12 protein-coding genes are annotated in these 18,664 nt (G+C 68.3%); 4 read left to right on the plus strand and 8 right to left on the minus strand.

From position 1 onward, the window contains the following. The first annotated feature begins 12 nt into the window (after nt 1–12). The gene (gene groL / locus GNX95_RS09360; RefSeq protein ID WP_163506715.1) at nt 13–1,704 is read left to right on the plus strand and encodes a chaperonin GroEL; all 1,692 of its coding nucleotides are present in this window, start codon (nt 13–15) and stop codon (nt 1,702–1,704) included. Between the two features lie 30 nt (nt 1,705–1,734). Beyond that, nucleotides 1,735–3,003 (plus strand): Nramp family divalent metal transporter, encoded by a 1,269-nt coding sequence (locus tag GNX95_RS09365; protein ID WP_163506716.1) that lies wholly within the window; start codon nt 1,735–1,737, stop codon nt 3,001–3,003. 172 nt (nt 3,004–3,175) lie between these two features. On the opposite strand, the gene GNX95_RS09370 is transcribed toward GNX95_RS09365, so the two are convergent. Together GNX95_RS09370 and GNX95_RS09375 are read right to left on the minus strand one after the other, a co-directional pair. Continuing rightward, nucleotides 3,176–4,336 (minus strand): metal-dependent hydrolase family protein, encoded by a 1,161-nt coding sequence (locus GNX95_RS09370; RefSeq protein WP_163506717.1) that lies wholly within the window; start codon nt 4,334–4,336, stop codon nt 3,176–3,178. Nucleotides 4,337–4,379: 43 nt separating this feature from the next. Beyond that, on the minus strand, nt 4,380–7,094 hold the full coding sequence (locus tag GNX95_RS09375; RefSeq protein WP_163506718.1) for an ATP-binding protein: 2,715 nt from the start codon (nt 7,092–7,094) through the stop codon (nt 4,380–4,382). A gap of 105 nt (nt 7,095–7,199) precedes the next feature. Here GNX95_RS09375 and GNX95_RS09380 point away from each other — a divergent pair, with 105 nt between their 5' ends. Next, entirely contained in the window at nt 7,200–8,063 is an 864-nt protein-coding gene (locus GNX95_RS09380; RefSeq protein ID WP_246281636.1) for an aminoglycoside phosphotransferase family protein, read from the plus strand. On the opposite strand, the gene GNX95_RS09385 is transcribed toward GNX95_RS09380, so the two are convergent. Genes GNX95_RS09385 through GNX95_RS09395 form a run of 3 tightly spaced genes read right to left on the minus strand, consistent with a single transcriptional unit; the run spans nt 8,049 to nt 10,741 of the window. Then, entirely contained in the window at nt 8,049–9,293 is a 1,245-nt protein-coding gene (locus GNX95_RS09385; protein WP_281356888.1) for an MFS transporter, read from the minus strand. The two genes, GNX95_RS09380 and GNX95_RS09385, sit on opposite strands and share 15 nt — an antisense overlap. A 10-nt stretch (nt 9,294–9,303) precedes the next feature. Further along, nucleotides 9,304–9,768, minus strand: coding sequence for a MarR family winged helix-turn-helix transcriptional regulator (locus tag GNX95_RS09390; RefSeq protein ID WP_222853477.1), 465 nt, complete (start codon nt 9,766–9,768; stop codon nt 9,304–9,306). Nucleotides 9,769–9,802: 34 nt separating this feature from the next. After that, nucleotides 9,803–10,741 (minus strand): AraC family transcriptional regulator, encoded by a 939-nt coding sequence (locus tag GNX95_RS09395; RefSeq protein WP_222853647.1) that lies wholly within the window; start codon nt 10,739–10,741, stop codon nt 9,803–9,805. Between the two features lie 113 nt (nt 10,742–10,854). On the opposite strand from GNX95_RS09395, the gene GNX95_RS09400 reads away from it, so the two are divergent. Beyond that, nucleotides 10,855–11,277, plus strand: a complete 423-nt coding sequence (locus GNX95_RS09400) for a pyridoxamine 5'-phosphate oxidase family protein (protein WP_163506721.1) — start codon at nt 10,855–10,857, stop codon at nt 11,275–11,277. Here GNX95_RS09400 and trpC read toward each other — a convergent pair. From trpC to GNX95_RS09415, 3 genes are all read right to left on the minus strand, one after another. Further along, complete coding sequence (trpC, locus tag GNX95_RS09405) at nt 11,274–12,047, minus strand: indole-3-glycerol phosphate synthase TrpC (RefSeq protein WP_163506722.1); 774 nt, start codon at nt 12,045–12,047, stop codon at nt 11,274–11,276. The two genes, GNX95_RS09400 and trpC, sit on opposite strands and share 4 nt — an antisense overlap. 42 nt (nt 12,048–12,089) lie before the next feature. Then, entirely contained in the window at nt 12,090–15,581 is a 3,492-nt protein-coding gene (locus GNX95_RS09410; RefSeq protein ID WP_163506723.1) for a P-loop domain-containing protein, read from the minus strand. Nucleotides 15,582–16,292: 711 nt separating this feature from the next. Then, a complete protein-coding gene (locus GNX95_RS09415) occupies nt 16,293–18,650 on the minus strand; it encodes a beta-glucosidase family protein (RefSeq protein ID WP_163506724.1) in 2,358 nt (785 codons plus the stop codon). Between the last annotated feature and the right edge of the window lie 14 nt (nt 18,651–18,664).

Below are 18,664 nucleotides of genomic sequence, written 5' to 3' on the forward strand. Positions count from 1 at the left end.
GGGAGATCACAGATGGCCAAGGAACTTCGTTTCGGTGCCGACGCTCGTAAAATGCTGCAGTCCGGCGTCGACAAACTCGCGGACGCGGTGAAGTCCACGCTGGGCCCCAAAGGCCGCAACGTGATCATCGAGAAGATCACCGGATCTCCGGTCGTCACCAACGACGGCGTCACCATCGCCCGCGAGATCCACCTGAAGAACCAGTTCGAGAACATGGGTGCGCAGCTGGTCAAGGAAGCCGCGATCAAGACCAACGACGTGGTCGGCGATGGCACGACCACCGCGACCGTCATCGCACAGGCCATCATCCGCGAAGGCATGCGGGCGATCGGCGACGGCGCCAATCCGGTGCTGGTCAAGCGCGGCATCGACCGCGCCGTCGGTCAACTGGTGGCACATCTGGAAAAGGTGGCGCATCCGATCAGTGCCGAGCAGGATTACGCGCGGGTCGCGGCGATTTCCGCCAACGATGACGACGCCGTCGGCGCGGTCATCGCCAAGGCGCTCTACACCGTCGGCGAGGACGGCGTCGTCACCGTCGAGGAAACGCCGCGGATCGGGATGAGCGTCGACTTCGTCGAGGGGTTCGAGTTCGACAACGGATACCTGTCGCCGTATCTGGTGACCGATCCGGGCCGGCTGGAGGCGGTGGTCGACCACCCGTACATCCTGATGTGTGCGGAGAAAGTCACCAAGGTCCAGGAGCTGATGCCGATCCTGGACAAGATCATGCGCGCGCCGCGGCCGCTCGTGCTGATCGCCGAAAACGTGGAAGGCACCGCGCTGTCGATGCTGGTGCACAACCACGTCAACGGAAACTTCCAGGCCGTCGCCATCCGTGCGCCGGGTTTCGGCGACCGGCGGCTGCACAAGCTCGAAGACCTGGCCGCGGTGGTCGGCGGCTCCGTACTGTCGCGGCATTCCGGTTTCAGCATGGAAACGATGACGTTGGAGCACCTCGGCCATGCGCGACAGGTGCGGGTCAACGAAAACTCGACCACCATCATCGGTGGCGCCGGTTCCAGCGACGACGTGGACTTTCGAGTCAACCAGCTGCGCGCCGAGCTCGCGCGCGCGCAGTTCGGCGTCGACGAGGACGTCCTCACCGAGCGGATCGGCGCGTTGACTGGAAAAGTCGCGGTCATCCGCGTTGGCGCGGCAACTCCGGCCGAGCTGAAAGAACTGCAGCACCGCGTCGAGGATGCATTGTCGGCGACCCGCGCGGCGATGGCCGAAGGCATTGTCGCTGGCGGTGGCGCGGCGCTGCTGCACTCCGAGAAAGTGTTGGCGGATCACGGATTGACCGGCGACTACGCCATCGGCGCGGACATCGTACGACGTGCGCTGAGCGCGCCGGCTTTCCTCATCGCCAGCAACGCTGGCTATCCGGCCGCCGATATTTTGGCGCGTACGCGCGAACTCGGCGAGGACGAAGGTTTCGACGCGCTCAACGAGCGCTACGGCAACCTGGTGGAGCTGGGGATCATCGACCCGCTGCTGGTCTGCCGGTCGGCGCTGCAGAACGGCGCCTCGGTCGCCGGCCTGCTGCTCACCACCGACTCGCTGGTCGCCGAGGAACAGACGCCGTGGGGCGGAAGTCCGGCGCTGATGACCGAGTTCGGGCCGCTGGACGAGGGCCTGCACCAGCCGTCACCGGATGCCAGCACGCCGCAGTCGCTCGGTCTCGGTCCGTCCGTCGGTTAATTCTCGCACCCCGGTCTGGGAGGTTTTGCGATGCTGGAGCGAGATCCCGCGATCGCGGCGCCGACCTCCCGGACCGGTGCGCATCGGCGGACGACGCCTGGCGCCGGCGTTGTCGTTGGTCCGGCTTTCGTGGCGGCGGTCGCGTACATCGATCCCGGCAACTTCGCCACGAACATCACCGCCGGCGCGCAGTATGGCTATGCGCTGCTGTGGGTCATCCTGGTCGCCAACGTCATGGCGATGCTGATCCAGTATCTGTCCGCGAAACTCGGCGTCATCACCGGCCGCGACCTGGCCGAGATGTGCCGCGAGCGCCTGCCGCGGCCGGTGTCGTACGTCCTGTGGGTCCAGGCCGAGTTGGTCGCGATGGCAACGGATCTGGCCGAGTTCGTCGGCGCCGCGATCGGCCTGAACCTGCTTTTCGGCGTACCGATGCCGGTTTCCGGCCTGATCACCGCGGTCGTCGCTTTCGGCATCCTGGCGCTGGAACAGCGCGGTTATCGCAAGTTCGAGCTGGCGATCGCCGGCATGTTCGGCATCGTCTTCCTCGGTTTCGCGTACGACCTGGTCGCGGTCGGCGCCGACCCGGCCGGCGTCGCCGGTGGCCTGGTGCCGAGTTTCGGTGGCACGCAAGGCGTCCTGCTCGCCGTCGGCATCATCGGCGCGACCGTCATGCCACACGCGATCTATCTGCATTCGTCACTCACGAAGATCCGCGGCCGCGGCCAAGGCGAGGAACAACGGCGGTCGTTGCTGCGCAAACTGCGTCTCGACGTGATCGTCGCGCTCGGCACCGCCGGCCTGGTCAACGCGTCGATGCTGATCGTCGCGGCCTCGCTGCTGCATGGCCGTGGTCTCGGCGACGCGGATCCGATCCTGCTCACGCATGCCGACCTCGGCCACTACGTCGGCGGCGCCGCAGCCCTCGTATTCGCAGTCGCCTTGCTGTCGTCGGGACTGTCGTCATCCAGCGTCGGCACGTACGCCGGGCAGGTCGTCATGCGCGGCTTCATCCAACGCAACATGCCGCTGTTTTTCCGCCGCAGCCTCACGATGCTGCCAGCGCTGGTCGTGCTGGCGCTGGGCCTGCCGCCGACCGACAGCCTGGTGATCTCGCAGGTCGTGCTGTCCTTCGGCATCCCGTTCGCGTTGATTCCACTGGTGTTGCTGACCAGAAGCCGCGAGGTGATGGGGCCGTTCACCAACCGGCGGATCACGACGGTTTTGGCGAGCTGCTGTGCTGCGGTGATCATCGCGCTGAACGCATACCTGCTGATCGGCACGTTCGCGGGAAGCTGACATCAGTTCACAGCGACCTCCATCGACAATTGCGTGCTGCTCTGCGAGGCTCACCATCGCGGGATTCACTATGGTGACCGGCAAGTCCGCATGGTCGACGGCATCCCGGAGTTCATTCCACCGCCGTATGTGGATGTCGAGCAAAAGCCGCGACGAAATACCTACCACCTGTTCAAGCTTTGAACACCGTGACACCGCGTACGTAGACGGCCTTGATGCGATGCAGAGCCGACAGGTCATCGAGCGGATTGCCTTCCACCGCAAGGATGTCCGCGTCGAAACCCGGCGCGATCCGACCTTTCCTATCAGCCAGGCCACACGCGGCCGCGCCGTCGACCGTAGCGATCCGCAGTGCCTCACACGGTGTCATGCCGAGCGTGGTCAGCTGGCCAACGCCCCAGCGCAGCACGTCAGGTGGTTTCACCGGACCGATGCCGGCGTCCGTGCCGGCCAGCACCTTCGCGCCGCCCTCGTACATCCGGCGCATGTTCCGCGAAAACAGTGGCATCCGGCTCGCGATAGCCGGTGGCGGCGACACGCCGGGAATCGGCCGGATGCCGGCGGTCAGGCCGATGAACGCCTCGCGCGACACGATTTCCTTCAGGACATCGTCCGGTACGGGGTCGACGCTGTCGGCGGTCATGAAACTGGCATGTTCGAGGCCGTCGACGCCGGCGGCGAGCGCGTCCCGGATCGCCTGCTCGCCGTGCGCGTGCGCGGTCACCGGCAGGCCGTGCCGATGTGCTTCATCGACAGCGGTTCGCAGCTCCTGCAGGCCAAACTGCGACGCCGTCGGCTCGCTGCCGGCGGTGAGGTTTCCGCCGCTCGCCATGATTTTGATGACGTCGACACCGCGCGACACGTGCTCGCGTACGGCGGCACGTACGTCGGTCGTCTCACCGCCGAGAAAATGGCAGTGCCCGCCGGGTGACGTGATCGGCGGCCCGGCGGCGACGATCGTCGGCAGCGACGAGTCGTACGGTGCCGCGTCGCGCAGGCCGAGGCTGAGAAAGCCGCGGTCGCCGAGATCGCGTACGGTCGTGACGCCACCGCGGACGGCAGCACGCGCCGCGGCCGCCATCGCCGCGAAAACCGCCGCGTCGTCACGTTCGGCGAGTCGGCCGACCGGATCGTCGCTGGCATCGAAGGCGAGGTGGACGTGGCTGTCGACCAGACCCGGCACCAGCGTCAGCCTGGGCAGCTCCACCACCTCGGCCGCGTCCGGCATCTCCCCCAGCGCGACGATTTTGCCGTCCTGGATGACAACCCGGGGGTCGGCGATCAGGCGGGTGCCGTCGAACATCGCCGCGGCTCGTAACACGGTGACTGTCATGCGACCAGGATCGTCGCCACCTGCCGCTCACACGTCCGTGCTACTACGGAGACTCGGTACGCATCCGCTCCGCGGCCACCCACGCCGCTATCTGCGTCCGGTTGGCGAAGTCCAGCCTGGTCAGGATGTGGTTGACGTGCGTCTCCACGGTGCGCTCGCTCAGCTGCAACACGGCCGCGATCTCGCGGTTCATCAGGCCCTGCGCGACCAGACCGGCGATCTCGTACTGGCGGCGGCTCAGCGGCCCGGACCGCCGGCCACCGAGCGTGCCGACGAGTGCTCGCGCCCGCGCGAAAAGTGGCGCCATGCCGATCCGCTCGGCCTGCGCCGCGGCCGTCGCGGCGAGCGCGGCGGCCTCCTCGCGATCGCCGGCGCGCTTGCGCCGGCTCAGCGCGACGGCGAGCCAGTACGTCGACAGAGCAAGGTAGAGCGGCATGCCGACGCGGTCGTGGATCTCCACCGTCTTCCGCAGCTCACGGATGGCATCGTCGTATCGTCCGCAGGTCACCGACGTCATGCCGAGATAGAGCCGGACCGATCCGAGGATTGCCACCATTCCGGCGCCGCTGCAGGAAAACAGGTCCGCGTGCGGCAGCAGCAGCCGATGCACCTCCGCCGCCGTCTCACGGTCGTCGAACTCGACCGCCAGCTCGGCCATGCCGGTCAGCGACACCAGCCGTACGAACGGTGGCGAGTCGCCTGGCACCGGCAGAGTTTTGTAAATCCGGTGCGCCTTCTCGCGGTTGCCAGCGGCGAGCGTCCAGACCGCCTCCAACGCGCGCATCGACACGATCGCGACGGTCTTGGCGTATTTTTCGATGACATCGTCAGGAAAAATACTGGCATCACCGGTCTGCGTGCGCAGGCCGAGCAGGAATCCCTGCGACGGAAAGACCGCGCCGTCGTGGCCGGCCCGCCGCGCCAGCGACTCCGCCTCCAGACCAAGCATTCGAGCCTCGGCGAGGCGGCCACGCGCGTGCGCCATCGCCGCATGACAGCGTACGGCATGCCAGCGACGCAGCGGCGAACGCAGCCGCTCGGCTATCTCGGCGATCAGCGGCAACTCCGCCTCAGCCTCGTCCAGCCGACCGAGTTGCGCGTACGCGTCGAAGCGCCACAATCGGCCCCACAGAAGGCAATCGTCGTCTTCGAGCGCGAGCATGCGGTCGCCCAGTGCGAGCCGCTCGGTCACGCGATCCGGTCCGCTGCAAGCAAACTGCCGCGCGCGCAACGCCTCCGCGAGCGCACGCCGATCGCCGACTCGCTCGGCCATTTCCAGCGCTGCGGCGGATTGCGACTCGGCGTCGGCCAGCGACCGCCACGAATCGTTGACCAGCCGCTGCGCCATCAGCCGTACGCGCAGCGCGCTGTCCCCCGCCGGCTGCGCGGCGAGCGCGTCCTCGCAGAGCTGCCGGCCGGTGTCGGCCCAGGCGAAGTCGGTCACGCCTTCCATGCTGAGCGATGCCTCGGCGAGGATGTCGGCGTTGGCTTCCGCATGACCGATGTCGGCGGCCGCACACACCGACTGTCGGGCGCCGACAACATCGTATGACCTGACCTGCGCTTTGGCTTGCGCCAACAACAACTCCGCGCGACGACGCGGCGGCAGGCCACCGACGGCCAAGGCACGGCCGTAAAGTGACGCGGCCTCTTCCCAGGCCAGCTGCGCCATCGCCGCGTCTGCGGCACGCTCGGTCCACTCGATCGCCAGGCCGGGATCGCCAGCCGGCAAGGATTCCAGGAGATGAAAGGAAATCTGTGCGACTCTCGCGTCCGCGTCGTCGCGACCGCGCAGATAGTCGGCCATCCGCTGGTGCAGCGTGAGCCGCCGGACCGTCGGCACGTCGAGCCGCGCCGACTCGCGGATCAGATCGTGTGCGAACCGCGTTCCGGCGACGATGCCAGCACTCGATGCCTCATCGATGGCCTCGACGACGTCGACGATCGGTGTCGCCGTCGCCTCCGCGAGCGACGTGGCGTCGATTTCCGTGGCGAGCACCGCGGCGCTGGCGACCACCGCCTGACAGGCCGGCGACAGCCGCCGCAGCCGGCCACGGATGGCATCGCGTACGCGCTCCGGCAGCTCGTCCCCACCACCGGACAGCGTGAGAAATCGGCCGAGCTCGCCAACGAAGAAAGGATTTCCCTGCGTACGCCGGCAGATCGCGGCCGCGACGCTCTCCGGCACCGGCCAGCCGGTCACGCCGGCCAACTGCGCCGCGACCTCCGGCTCGCTGAGTCCGCTCAACCTGAGCCGCGTGACCGGCTCCTCACCGGCCAACGCGGCCAGACCGGCGCGCAGATCGTCGCCGGTTTCGGTGTGCCGGAACGTAGCGACGACCAGCAGCCGCGCCGACGCCATCGACCTGGCCAGGTGGACGAGCAGATGGATCGACGCCGGATCGGCCCACTGGATGTCGTCCAACACCACCAGCAGGCCGTGTCTTTCCGCCTTTTTCAGGAAAAGATCGGTGACCGCCTCGAAGAGCTGGAACCGGTCGGTCTCGTCCGGCCAGGCGTCCTTGGCGAGCAGCTGGCGAAACAACCAGTGCGGCGGACTGCCTTCCTCCTCGATGGCGCGGGCCCAAAGGCACGGAATGCCGGCCTCGGCGCGCAGCTCCGCCGCCAACCGGGTCTTGCCGACACCGGGCTCGCCGGCGACCAACACGACCTGACCGGCGCCGTCGAGCGCGGCCGCCAACCGGTCGTCGAGCAACCGCCGCTCGGCGACCCGGCCGACGAACTCCGTTCCGGTCATCGCCGGTCAGCCTACCCTGACGCGGTGCACCGATCTCCGCACTGCCATCGGCCTGCCAGGCCGGAGAAAATCGGTTGCGTCGCTCGCGACAATGTCCGGGTGGACATGCCGGCGGCCGAGGTCGATATCGACGAAAATCTGGTGGCGAAGCTGATCGAGGCGCAGTGTCCGGAGCTGTCCGATCCGTTGCGGCTCACCGCCAACGGTTGGGACAACGCGATCTACCGGCTCGGCGACGACCTGTGCGTACGGTTGCCGAGGCGGCAGGTCGCCGTGCAACTGGTGGTCAACGAGCAACGTTGGTTGCCGGAGTTTGCCAGCCGCATACGCACCCCGATCCCGGTGCCTGTCCACAGTGGACGGCCAACCGCGGGCTATCCGTGGCCGTGGAGCGTGCTGCCGTGGCGTGCCGGCACGGTCGCGTCCGAGCTGCCAGCCGCCGAGCGGGCCAGCGCCGCCGCCGGTCTCGCCGCGTTCATGACCGAGCTGCACGTGCCGGCGCCGCCGGACGCGCCACCGAATCCGGCTCGCGGCGTGCCATTGGCCAACCGGGCCGTCGATGTCGAGGAACGGCTTGCCAGCGGCAAAATCGCCGGCTCCGAGCGGCTGCGTACGCTATGGCGGCAACTCCTCGCGACACCACGGTGGGACGGCCCGCCGCTGTGGCTGCACGGCGATCCGCACCCGGCAAACCTGTTGCTGAGCAACGGAAAGCTCGCCGCCGTACTCGACTTCGGAGACCTGACCGGCGGCGACCCAGCGACCGACCTCGCCGCCGGGTGGATGGTTTTCGACGCACCAGCACGGAAAGTCTTCCGCGCGGCAGTGGAGGTGGACACCGACACCTGGCTGCGCGCCAAAGCGTGGGCCATCGTGATCGGTACGGCCGTCGCCGTGCACTCCGACGACAGCCCGCGGATGGCCGCGATCGGCCGGCACGTCCTTGAGCAGGTCCTACTGGACGACTGACGGCTCAAGCGTTTCGCCGTCCAGCGCACCGAGCCGCTCCTCGATGTCGGTCTCCTCGCCGACCTGCGCACGGCGCAGCAGGTTGTGCGCGGTCGCCAGCACGACGATCGCGGCGACGACGGCACCGGCGGCGATCGCGAACGGCAGGTGGTCGCCGTATGCTCCGGCGAGTTTTCCAGCGGCGTAAGGCGCGATGCCGCCGCCGATGAACCGGATGAAGCTGTAGGCTGCGGACGCGACCGGCCGTGGCACCGGCGCGACGCTCATCACCGTCTCGGTCACCAGGGTGTTGTTCATGCCGATGAACGCACCGCTCAGGATCACGCAGACGATCAGCACCGGCGGCTTGGCCGTCCAGATCGCGATCGCCGCCATGTCCAGCGCCATCAGGAAAAGCGTGACGTACAAAGCCGCCGCGGTGCCGATCAGCCGCTGCGCCCACGGTGCCACGAAAACCGAGAACACCGCGACCAGCACACCCCAGCCGAAGAACACCAGACCGAGTCCGTGCACCGAGATCTTCATCGGATACGGCGCATAGCCGAGCAGCGTGAAGAAAGCCCAGTTGTAGAGCAAAGCCGTGACACCGACGGTCAACAGACCGCGATGCCGCAACGCCTTCAGCGGATCCAGGATCGACGTACGCTGCGCCGGTTTCGGCGTCGGAGCAAGCAAAGTGACGATCAGCACAAGAGCGATCGCCATCAGCACGGCGACGCCGAAAAACGGACCGCGCCAGCTGAAACCGCCGAGGAATCCACCGACCAGCGGACCGAGCGCGATGCCGAGGCCGAGCGCGGCCTCGTACAGGATGATCGCGCCGGCGAAACCACCGCTCGCCGCGCCGACGATGACCGCCAGCGAGGTGGCGATGAACAGCGCGTTGCCAAGGCCCCAGCCGGCGCGGAACCCGATGATCTGGTCGACACCGCCGGAAAATCCGGCCAGCGCACTGAAGACGACGATCAGCACCAGCCCGGCCAGCAGCGTACGCTTGGCGCCGATCCGCGAGGACACCCAGCCGGTCACCAGCATGGCGACCGCGGTGACCAGCAGATAGCTGGTGAACAGCAGCGAAATCTGCGCCGGGTCGGCGTGCAGCTGCGCGGACATCGTCGGCAGGATCGGATCGACCAGCCCGATCCCCATGAACGACACCACGCAGGCGAAGGCGACCGCCCACACCGACTTGGGTTGCCGCAGGATGCTGCCGTTTTCGTTGTCGTGCACCGTTTTCCTCTCAGGCGTCGGTGGCGGCCTCTTTGGCCGCGGTCAGCGCGGCGGCCACCCCCTCCGGTTCGGTCAGCCGGCGCAGCGCCGGCGCGGCGGCGGCCAGCGCGTGGCGTTCGTCGGAGGTGAGCCGGTTTTCCAGGCTGGACAGGAAAGCCAGCCGGCCGGCACGGCGGCGGCGCAGCACGGCGCGGCCCTCGTCGGTGATCTCGATCAGCGCGATCCGCGCGTCGGCCGGATCCGCACCGCGTACGACCATCCCCTGGCGGACCAGCCGCGAGATCATCGCGGTCATCGATGGCTGGCTGACGTTTTCGCGTACGGCCAACTCGGTCAGCCGCCACGGGCCGGACGCGTCCAGCGTCGCCAGCGTGGCCAGCGCGGAAAAGCTGACCTCCCCGATCGAGGCCAGCTGCCGCGTCAGCATCCGGCTGATCTCGTCCAACGCCTCGACCGCCGCGGTGTGTCCCGTCACGACGGCAAGTCTATAGACCCTCTATATAGATCGTCTATGTAATCTGTCGCACGCCGGTCGGCCGGCGGTATTCGGTCGGATTGACGCCGTAATGCCGCTTGAAAGCCACGCTCAAGGTGAACGCGCTCGTGTAGCCGACGCGCCGCGCGATGGCGGCCACCGTGTCGTCGGTCAGCCGGAGCTCGTCGGCGGCCAGGCAGGTCCGCCAGCCGGCCAGATAGCTCATCGGCCCCTCGCCGACAGCATCGCGAAACCGTCGCGCGAACGCCGCTCGCGACAGGTCGACCTTGTCGGCCAGCACCGCCACCGTCCACGGATACGCGGGATCGTCGTGCATCAGCCGCATCGCCGGACCGACGACCGGATCGGCCAGCGCGCGATGCCAGGCCGGATGGCCGGCGTCCGGACCGGTCAGCCACGCGCGCAGCGTCGCCACCACCAGCAGGTCGACCAGCCGGTCCAGCACCACGCGCTGACCCGGCTCGTCCACAGCGATCTCGGTCAGCAGCAGCTCGGTCAACGACGTACGCGTCCGTGCCGCCGCCAGGTGGACGACCGTCGGCAGGCCGTCGAGCAACCGCTGGCCCACCGCTCCGGCGACCCAGTACGTCCCGTCGACCAGCAGATCCGGGCCGTCCGCCGGATAACCGCAGGTCCGTACGCCGATCACCATGCCATCGACCGGCGTGCCGTCCGGTCCGCGACACTCGTCGTCGCGCGCGACCAGCGCAGGCCGGCTGTCCGGCGAGTCGGCCACGACGTACGGCCGCGGGCCGCGCACCAGCGCCACATCGCCGGCGGCCAGCCGCACCGGCTGACCATCTGCCGGCAGGATCCACGCGTCGCCGCGCGCCATGGTCAGCAACCGCAGCGGCGCGCCGTCCTCGAAGCTGATCGACCACGGTGGACCGAGGTGGATCTGCTCCACCGACGCACCCTCCGCACGTACCGACTCCAGCAGGTCCTCCACCATGTCCACGCCGCCGAGCGTAGACGCACAAACATCAAAAGGAGACTCTGAGCCATCGCGCGTCGCATCAGCCGCGGATTTACTTGAGCCACCAACGACGACGAAAGCGAGTTCCGATGGCTGACCCGAAGTTCACCAAGGACGAACGCGAGGCATTCCTGGCCGACCTGCACGTCGGCGTCATCAGCATCGAGCGCGACGGCCGCGCGCCGCTCACCGTGCCGATCTGGTACGACTACGCCGACGGCGACGTGATCATCTGGACCGAGCAACAGTCACGCAAGGCCGCGCTGATCAAGTCCGCCGGCCGCTTCAGCCTCTGCGTACAGCGGGAAGAGCCGCCTTATCAGTACGTGAGCGTGGACGGCCCGGTGGTGGGCTGGCAGGAGCCGGCGCCGACCGATGTCATCACCCGGATCGCGCGCCGCTATCTCGGCGACGACGGCGACGCCTACCTGGAATCCGCGTCAGACGCGCCGACCGTACTGATCCGGATGCGCCCGGAACGCTGGTCCTCGATGGACTACTCGAAGGCTTAGGAGCTGAACAAAGCGACCGATGCCTCCGGGTCGCCGGCACGTACCAACGCCTCGCCGACCAGCACCACGTCGGCGCCCCAGCCGCGATATTGGCGCACGTCATCGACGGTTTCCACGCCGGACTCGGCGACCCGTACGACACCGTCGGGCAGCCGCGGCGCGAGCTTGCCGAACACCGCGCGGTCGACCTCCAGCGTCTTGAGGTCGCGCGCGTTGATGCCGATGAGCCGCGCACCGACCTCGACGGCGCGGTCGAGCTCCTCGTCGGTGTGCGCCTCGACCAGCGCGGTGAGGCCGAGATCGGTGGCCAGGCCGAGCAGCTCACCGAGCGCCGGACCGTCCAGGCAGGCGACCATCAGCAGGATCAGGTCGGCGCCATGCGCGCGGGTCTCCCACACCTGATACGGCGTGACGATGAAATCCTTGCGCAGCAACGGAATGTCGACCGCGGCGCGTACGGCGTCGAGGTCGGCGAGGCTGCCGCCGAAGCGACGCCGCTCGGTCAGCACACTGATCGCCGCGGCGCCGCCGGCGGCGTAACGCGAGGCGAGCTCGGCCGGGTCGGGGATGTCGGCCAGCGCGCCTTTGCTCGGACTGCGCCGCTTGACCTCGGCGATGATCGAGGTGCGCGGCGCCCCGAAGGCCGGCATCGGGTCGAGCGCCGGCGCACGGTCGGTGACCCTGGCCTGCAGCTCGGCCAGCGGCACGGCGCGCTGCCGCCGCACGAGGTCCTCGCGTACGCCTTCCAGGATGCCGTCCAACACCGTCATGCCGGCGACTCTACCCGCCGTACGGGTCGCGGCCGGCGAACGCTACTGACATTCGATGAGATGATCGGCAACCCGTTGCAACGCCGGCAGATCGATCACCGCGACCGATTTCAGCGCATAATGCCAACCATTCGTGCCGAGCACTTCGGCAAGGAGCGGCTCGATCGGAACGATCTGGCGCAGTCCCGGTGAGTCGACGACCTTCGCCGCCAGCCTTGCCAGTGCCTTGGCACGCGCGAACTCCTCGACGATGGCCGATGCCACCGCCTTGGCTTCGGCGGCGAGGCTTGACGCGCGGTGACGATCGCCTGCTGACGCGTACGACGCCGCCAGCTGCGCCAACGGACGTACGCGGCCGCCGACCGAGGTGATCTCCGGCAACAGTCGCTCGGCATCCTCGTACGCGCCGGCCGCCGCACGCGCGATCGCCACGGCCTCGGCCACAGTCGACCGCGTATCCGGGTCGGCGATCTTCGCTATCAGCTCGTCGCTTCGTTTCACCTTGTCCAGCGCCAAAACAAAGGCTGTCACGTCGCCTGGCGCCTCCTCCGCGAGCCGGAACAGGCTCTCGGCCAGCGCCTCGGCACGTTGGAGGTCACCGATGGCGATCCACACGGTCGCCACAGCGCCAAGTGCAAGTTCCGAGTAGAAGGGGCTCTCCACCTCGCGAGCCGCGTCTTCGGCGGCCACGGCCATGTCCGCCGCGCGGTCCAGTTGGCCGGCTTTCGCGAGAGCGAGCGCGACAGCCGTCATCGCGCCGGCACGGCGGCGGTCGGACACGCCGATGGACCGTACGATCCGTTGCGCGCGCTGATATCCGCCCGCCGTCGCGATCCGCGCGGCCACCGTCCCGAGAGCGGCGGCATGGCCGATCCGATTCGGCACCGACTCGGCGACTCGCTCCGCGCGGTCGACATCGCCGAGATCGAGCCAAACCTGGGCCGTACGCTCCAACGCGTCCGACTCGTCACGATCGCTCGCCGCGATCACGTGCTCCGTGTCGACCGCCAGCTGCGCGGCCTGCTCCGATTTTCCGGCAATGGCCGCCTGTCCCGCCACGACACTGAGCAGGTACGCGTCGTCCGCCGCGAGAGCCACCGCCCGGCTGATGTCGCCGGCCTCCGCGAGTGCGGCGACGATCGGCCGCCACGGCGTGCCGCGATCGGGATTTTGGTGTTTTTCCTGGCCATTCGAGTCGGTCAGATAGCCAGCCGCACCGAGAACGTCGCCCGCGGTCAACGCGGCCATTCTCCGCTCCAGCAGGGCGACCTCGTCCTCGCGGACCACGGTGGCCGCCATTTGCGCGGATGGTTCGGCCAATCCGGCCGCGGACAGCGCGACGGCCGCGCAGATCCTGGCCGGATCCTGAGCCCACGGATAGGGAAGCTCATCGATCGCCGCGGCCGCCGCGGCCGCCAGCTCACCGGCCTTCTCCGTGTCGCCACGCGCCGCCGAGACGATCGCCAGCGTGGCGAGCGTATAGACGGCGGCATAGGGATCGTCATAGTCCCTCGCCAACCGCTCGGCCTTTTTCGCCGTCCTGACCGCGAAGTCGGCATCGCCGACGACGACAAGGGCCGCCGCGACACCGGCCAGCGCGGCGGCCCTGCGATCGTTGCCAGGAATGCTGTCGGCGATCGCCAACGCCGGAGAGGTCTGGCCACGCAGCGCGAGCGTCGCCGGAAGGTCCCGTGAGACATGACGGTTGCGCTCGTACAACTCCTCGCGTGTGACCGCGATCGACAGCAGCGAGTGGAAGTCGGGATGTCGTTGCTGTGCAAGCAGATCGTAGGTCGTACTCAGCTCATTGAGGGCCGAGGCGTCGCCGCCGGTGTGCTCGCGCTTCCGATCGAGCCGCCGCCGATCCGTCACCAATGCCAGCAAACGCTCGATGTCGCCGGTCGTGGCGAGCATCCGCGAATAGCCGCGTAACAGATACGCCGGCGAGCCGGACGGCCAGCCGCGCTCGGCGTAGCGGTCGGCCCACGCGTGCAGCTGCGCGCGATATTTCTCAACCTCAGAGCCAAACTGTCGGACGGCGATCGCACGCAACGTCTCGTGCGCGAAAATGTAGACCAGCACCTCCGGCGACTGGTATGCGCGCGTGTCCAGGCTCCGGCCGAGCGGACCCTGCATGATCGCGCCGAGTGCGTACGGTGGCCGGCCGGTCAGTTGCTCCAGATCCCGGAACGTCAGGCCACCGCCGGAGGCGGTCATCAGGCCGAGCACGTCGCGCGCCAGCGGCTTGTTGCCGAAGACGCCGTGCAGCTCGGAGATCGCCTTGTTTTCCAGATATTGGGCGAACTGCCACCGGCTGAGCCGTCGCGGCGTCACCGCGCGGAGCGGATGGTCACCCGGCACGTCCGGCGGCAGGTCCGGATGCGGCCGGCTGGCCACCAGCACGCGCAGGCCGGGGATTTCCTTTCGTGGCAACAAAGAAGCGATGCTCGGCCGGTCGATGCCGCGACTGGTGTCCTCGTCGAGGCCATCGACGACGAGCAGCAGCCGGCGGTCGGTTTCGTACGCGCGGGTGGCAGCGGCGGTCAGCAGCCGCAACGCATGGCCGTGCCGCGCTTTGGACTCCAGCGCGGCCTGCGGCGACTCGCCGACCAAGGTCGCCAACTGCTCGATCAGCGCGTCGGTGTACGCGTCGCTGTCCGACTGGCCGGCGAACCGGCTGGTGATGAAGAACGAGACGGTGTCCACATTGGCCGGTGCGTGCAGCACGAACCACGACAACAGCGCGGACTTCCCCGCCCACGGTCCGGCCTGCCACCAGAAATACCGGTCGTCGCCGGCACAGAAGCGGACCAGCTCGGCCAGCTCGTCGACACGGTCGTCGAGCTGGTCGGGTGCGATGTGGTGAAGCTCGGCCTCGTACGCGCTGAGCGTCGCACGCTCACGGCTCGGCGGCACCGCGTCGGTCAGCGATCCCAGCGACAGCAACGCATTCGCGCGGTCGACGCGTGCCGCCGTCAGCCGGCCCGGACCATCGCTGCGGTGATGTTTCGCGACTATGCCGACGATCCGGTCGCCGACCCAGACCGCGGCGCCAGACATCCCCTCCCACGGCGACCCCTCCGACACGTCGGCCGGCGCCGGCACGGTCAGCTCCAGCGTGTCCTCGCGCCAGTTGGACAACACGGCGATCGAGCCGTGCGCGTGGCACGCGTCGCGATAGGCGGAGCCGTCCTCGAAACGCAGCTTCCACCGTGGAAAACCGACCGCCTGAGCGGCCAACACGGCCGGCCGTACGCCGATCCGACCGAACGCCACCGCCGGCACGTCCTCGTGGTCGATCCGGACCAGCGCGACGTCGTTCTCGGTTTCCCACGACCGCGCGGCGAACTCGCGCTGGCCAGGCAGATCCGGCTCGAACCGTACGCGCACCGACACCGCGTCGGCGAGCGCGTGCGCGGCGGTCAGGACCTCGCCGCCGCGGACGAGATAGCCAGAAGCGCGCCGCTCGCCATGCGCGTGCGACACGATCAGCTCGGCGACCCTGCTCCGGTCGAGCCCCAACGCCTCCTCCATCCTCGGTGGACACAGCTTATCCACCGAGGCACCGGGTCCGTCGGCCCATCGGGAGCGTACGAACGTGCGCCTCTCGCGCCGTACGGCCACCACTCTCTCTCCTGGCCCCTCCTGGCCCCTCTTGACCACTTGCCGACCACCGCAGCATTCACGGCCCTCACCCACCGCCGCACTTCTGCCGTCACCGCACAAATCACGGCATTCACCGACCGCCGCAGATCTGCCGCCACTGACCGCCGAACGACGCCATTCCCACGCCACCCACCGACCGCCGGGCAAACCTCGGCACGCGGCGAGCGCCACACCAATCACGGGACTCAACGAGCGACGCGGTTTCCGCGGCACTCAACGCCGAATGCCGCCATTCGCACGCCACCCACCGACCGCCGGGCAAACCCCGGCACTCGGCGAGCGCCACACCAATCCCGACACGCACCGACCGGCGCACTTCTGCCGCCACTGACCACCGAACGACGCCGTTCCCACGCCACCCACCGAGCGACGCACCAACCCCGGCACCCGGCGAGCGCCACACAACTCACGGCACCAACCGACCCCCGCACTTCCGCCGCCACCGACCACCCAACGACGCCATTCGTACGCCACTCACCGACCGCCGCACCAACCCCGGCACCCGTCGAGTGACGCGTTTTGGGCAGCGCTGAACGCTGAATGCTGACTTTTGTGCGGCGCTCGGCAAAGACGTCGCGGCTAGCGCACGTTGAGCCGGCCGTGCAGCGGAAGGTCCGCCGATGACGGACCGGCGAAGATGTCGCGTACGCCGGCACCGACCGCCCAGCTGTGACTCGTGGTGTCCCAGTATCGGAACCGAGCCGCATCCAGGTGGATCCGTAGCCGCCGCAGCTCGCCGGGCCGCAACGTCACCTTCTGATAGCCGGCCAACGACCGCACCGCCTGCGGCTCGGTCACGCGCGGACTCGGTCCGAGATAGACCTGCGGCACCGCGTCACCCGTGCGCGATCCAGTGTTGCGTACGGTCAGCCAGGCATCCGCACCACCGCGACCATCCGGCACCACCGCGAGACCGCCGTACGCGAAAGACGTGTACGTGAGGCCAAAGCCAAACGGAAACAGCGGCTTCACGCCATGCGCGTCATACCAGCGATACCCGACCTCGATCCCCTCCCCGTAATCGACCCGCTTGCCAACACCGGGATAGCGCCGCGGATCACCAGCCACCGGCGTTTGCTTTTCCGACAAAGGGAAAGTCTGGGTCAGTCGACCGCCTGGCGCGGCGTCGCCGAAGAGCAGCGCGGCGGTGGCCTCGCCACCTTGTTGGCCGGGGTAATACATGTCGAGCACCGACTTCACCTGACCGAGCCACGGCATCGCCACCGACGAGCCGGTGTTGAGCACCACGACCGTGCGCGGATTTGCCTTCGCCACCTCGGAAACCAGCTCGTCCTGATAGGTGGCCAGCGACAACGACGGGCGATCGAGTCCCTCGCTTTCGTCGTCGTACACGAAAACCACCGCGGTCGTCGCCCGTTTCGCGGCAGCCGCCGCTGACCTGATCAGTTGGCGCGTCTCGGCCGGCGTCACCAGACCGAGCCTCACCTTGTGTGGTCCGGTGATCGGGATGACGACGATCTTGTGCGGCCCCTTGGTCAGATGCGTCGGCAGCTCGCCGTCGCCGAGACCATATGCACCGGCGATCACGTTACGGTCGTCGACGATCAGCTGTACGAGCTGATCGGGCGCTGTCGCACCGATCGAGATCCGGTAGTCGCCGTCAACAGGGGCGGTCAAGGCGCCGGCATAGTACTGACCAGGCACGGTCACCGTGCCGTCGTCGGCGCTGTTCAACGGCGGATTCACAGCCGACGCCGGGATCGGTGTGCCAAAAAGATCGCCGCCTGGCGCGTACGTGACCGTGCGACCGCCGGCCCGCGCGCGGATCGTGTCGACGGGCGCGTTCGCGTGGTCAGGATTGCCTTTCCCGCTGCCACCACCGCTGACCTTCGGCGTTTTGGCGGTCGGGCCGATCACCGCGATCGACCCGTCGCCGCGCAGCGGCAGCGTGTTTGCCCGGTTTTTCAACAGGACCGCACCCTGTTCGGCGACCCGCTGAGCCACTCGCGCGGCGCCGGCCCGGTCCCGCGTCGGCCGCGGTTTGCCGTCCAGCAAGCCAAACCCGTCAAACTGCGTGAGGATGCGCGTCACCGCGGCGTCGACCGCCGACATCGGAACGGCCCCGTTGAGCACCGCGGCTTTCAGTTTGTCGGCCAGGAAAACACCCTCTGGCATCTCCATGTCCAGGCCCTTCACCAGTGAGTCGGTGGAGTGGGTGGCGTCCCAGTCCGACATGACCCAGCCGCGAAATCCCCACTGTTCCTTGAGGATCGTGCGCAGCAACGTGCTGTTTCCGCACGCCGGCTCGCCGTTGACCTGGTTGTACGCGCACATGACCGAGCCAGCACCGGCATCCACGGCGGCTTTGAATCCCGGCAGCTCGATCTCGTGCAACGCCTGCTCGCCGACCGTGACGTCGATCCCGTCGCGGTTGGCCTCCTGGTTGTTTTCGGCGTAATGCTTGACGGTCGCGATCATTCCCTGCGACTGCACACCTTGGACATGGCCGGCCACGGTGTTGGCCGAGACCAACGGATCTTCGCTGTACGACTCGAAATTGCGGCCACCGTACGGTTGCCGGATCACCCCGACCGTCGGTCCGAGCAACACGTCCATCTTCAACGCCCGGCCGTCGCGCCCGATCACCGCACCGTGCCGTTTTGCCAACGTCTGGTCGAAAGTCGAGGCCAGCATCACCGGCGCCGGCAGCGCGGTGGCGGTGGCACTGACCCGGATGCCGGCCGCGCCGTCGGCCATCCGCACCTCCGGAATGCCGAGCCGTGGCACACCAGGCAGATAGCCGGACTGGCCGAGGCTCCTCGGGTCGCCGATGCCGTGCAGGAACGACAGCTTCTCGTCCAGCGTCAGCTGCCTGACCAGGCTCGCGACGCGACCTGACGACACCGGTTGAGCGACCGGCAACAACGCCGCGATGGCGCCGAGAGCCACCACCGCGCGAAGAGTTGTCTGTTTCATCCGTCGATTGCAGC

The organism is Fodinicola acaciae (assembly GCF_010993745.1).
Classification (GTDB): Bacteria; Actinomycetota; Actinomycetes; order Mycobacteriales; family HKI-0501; genus Fodinicola; species Fodinicola acaciae.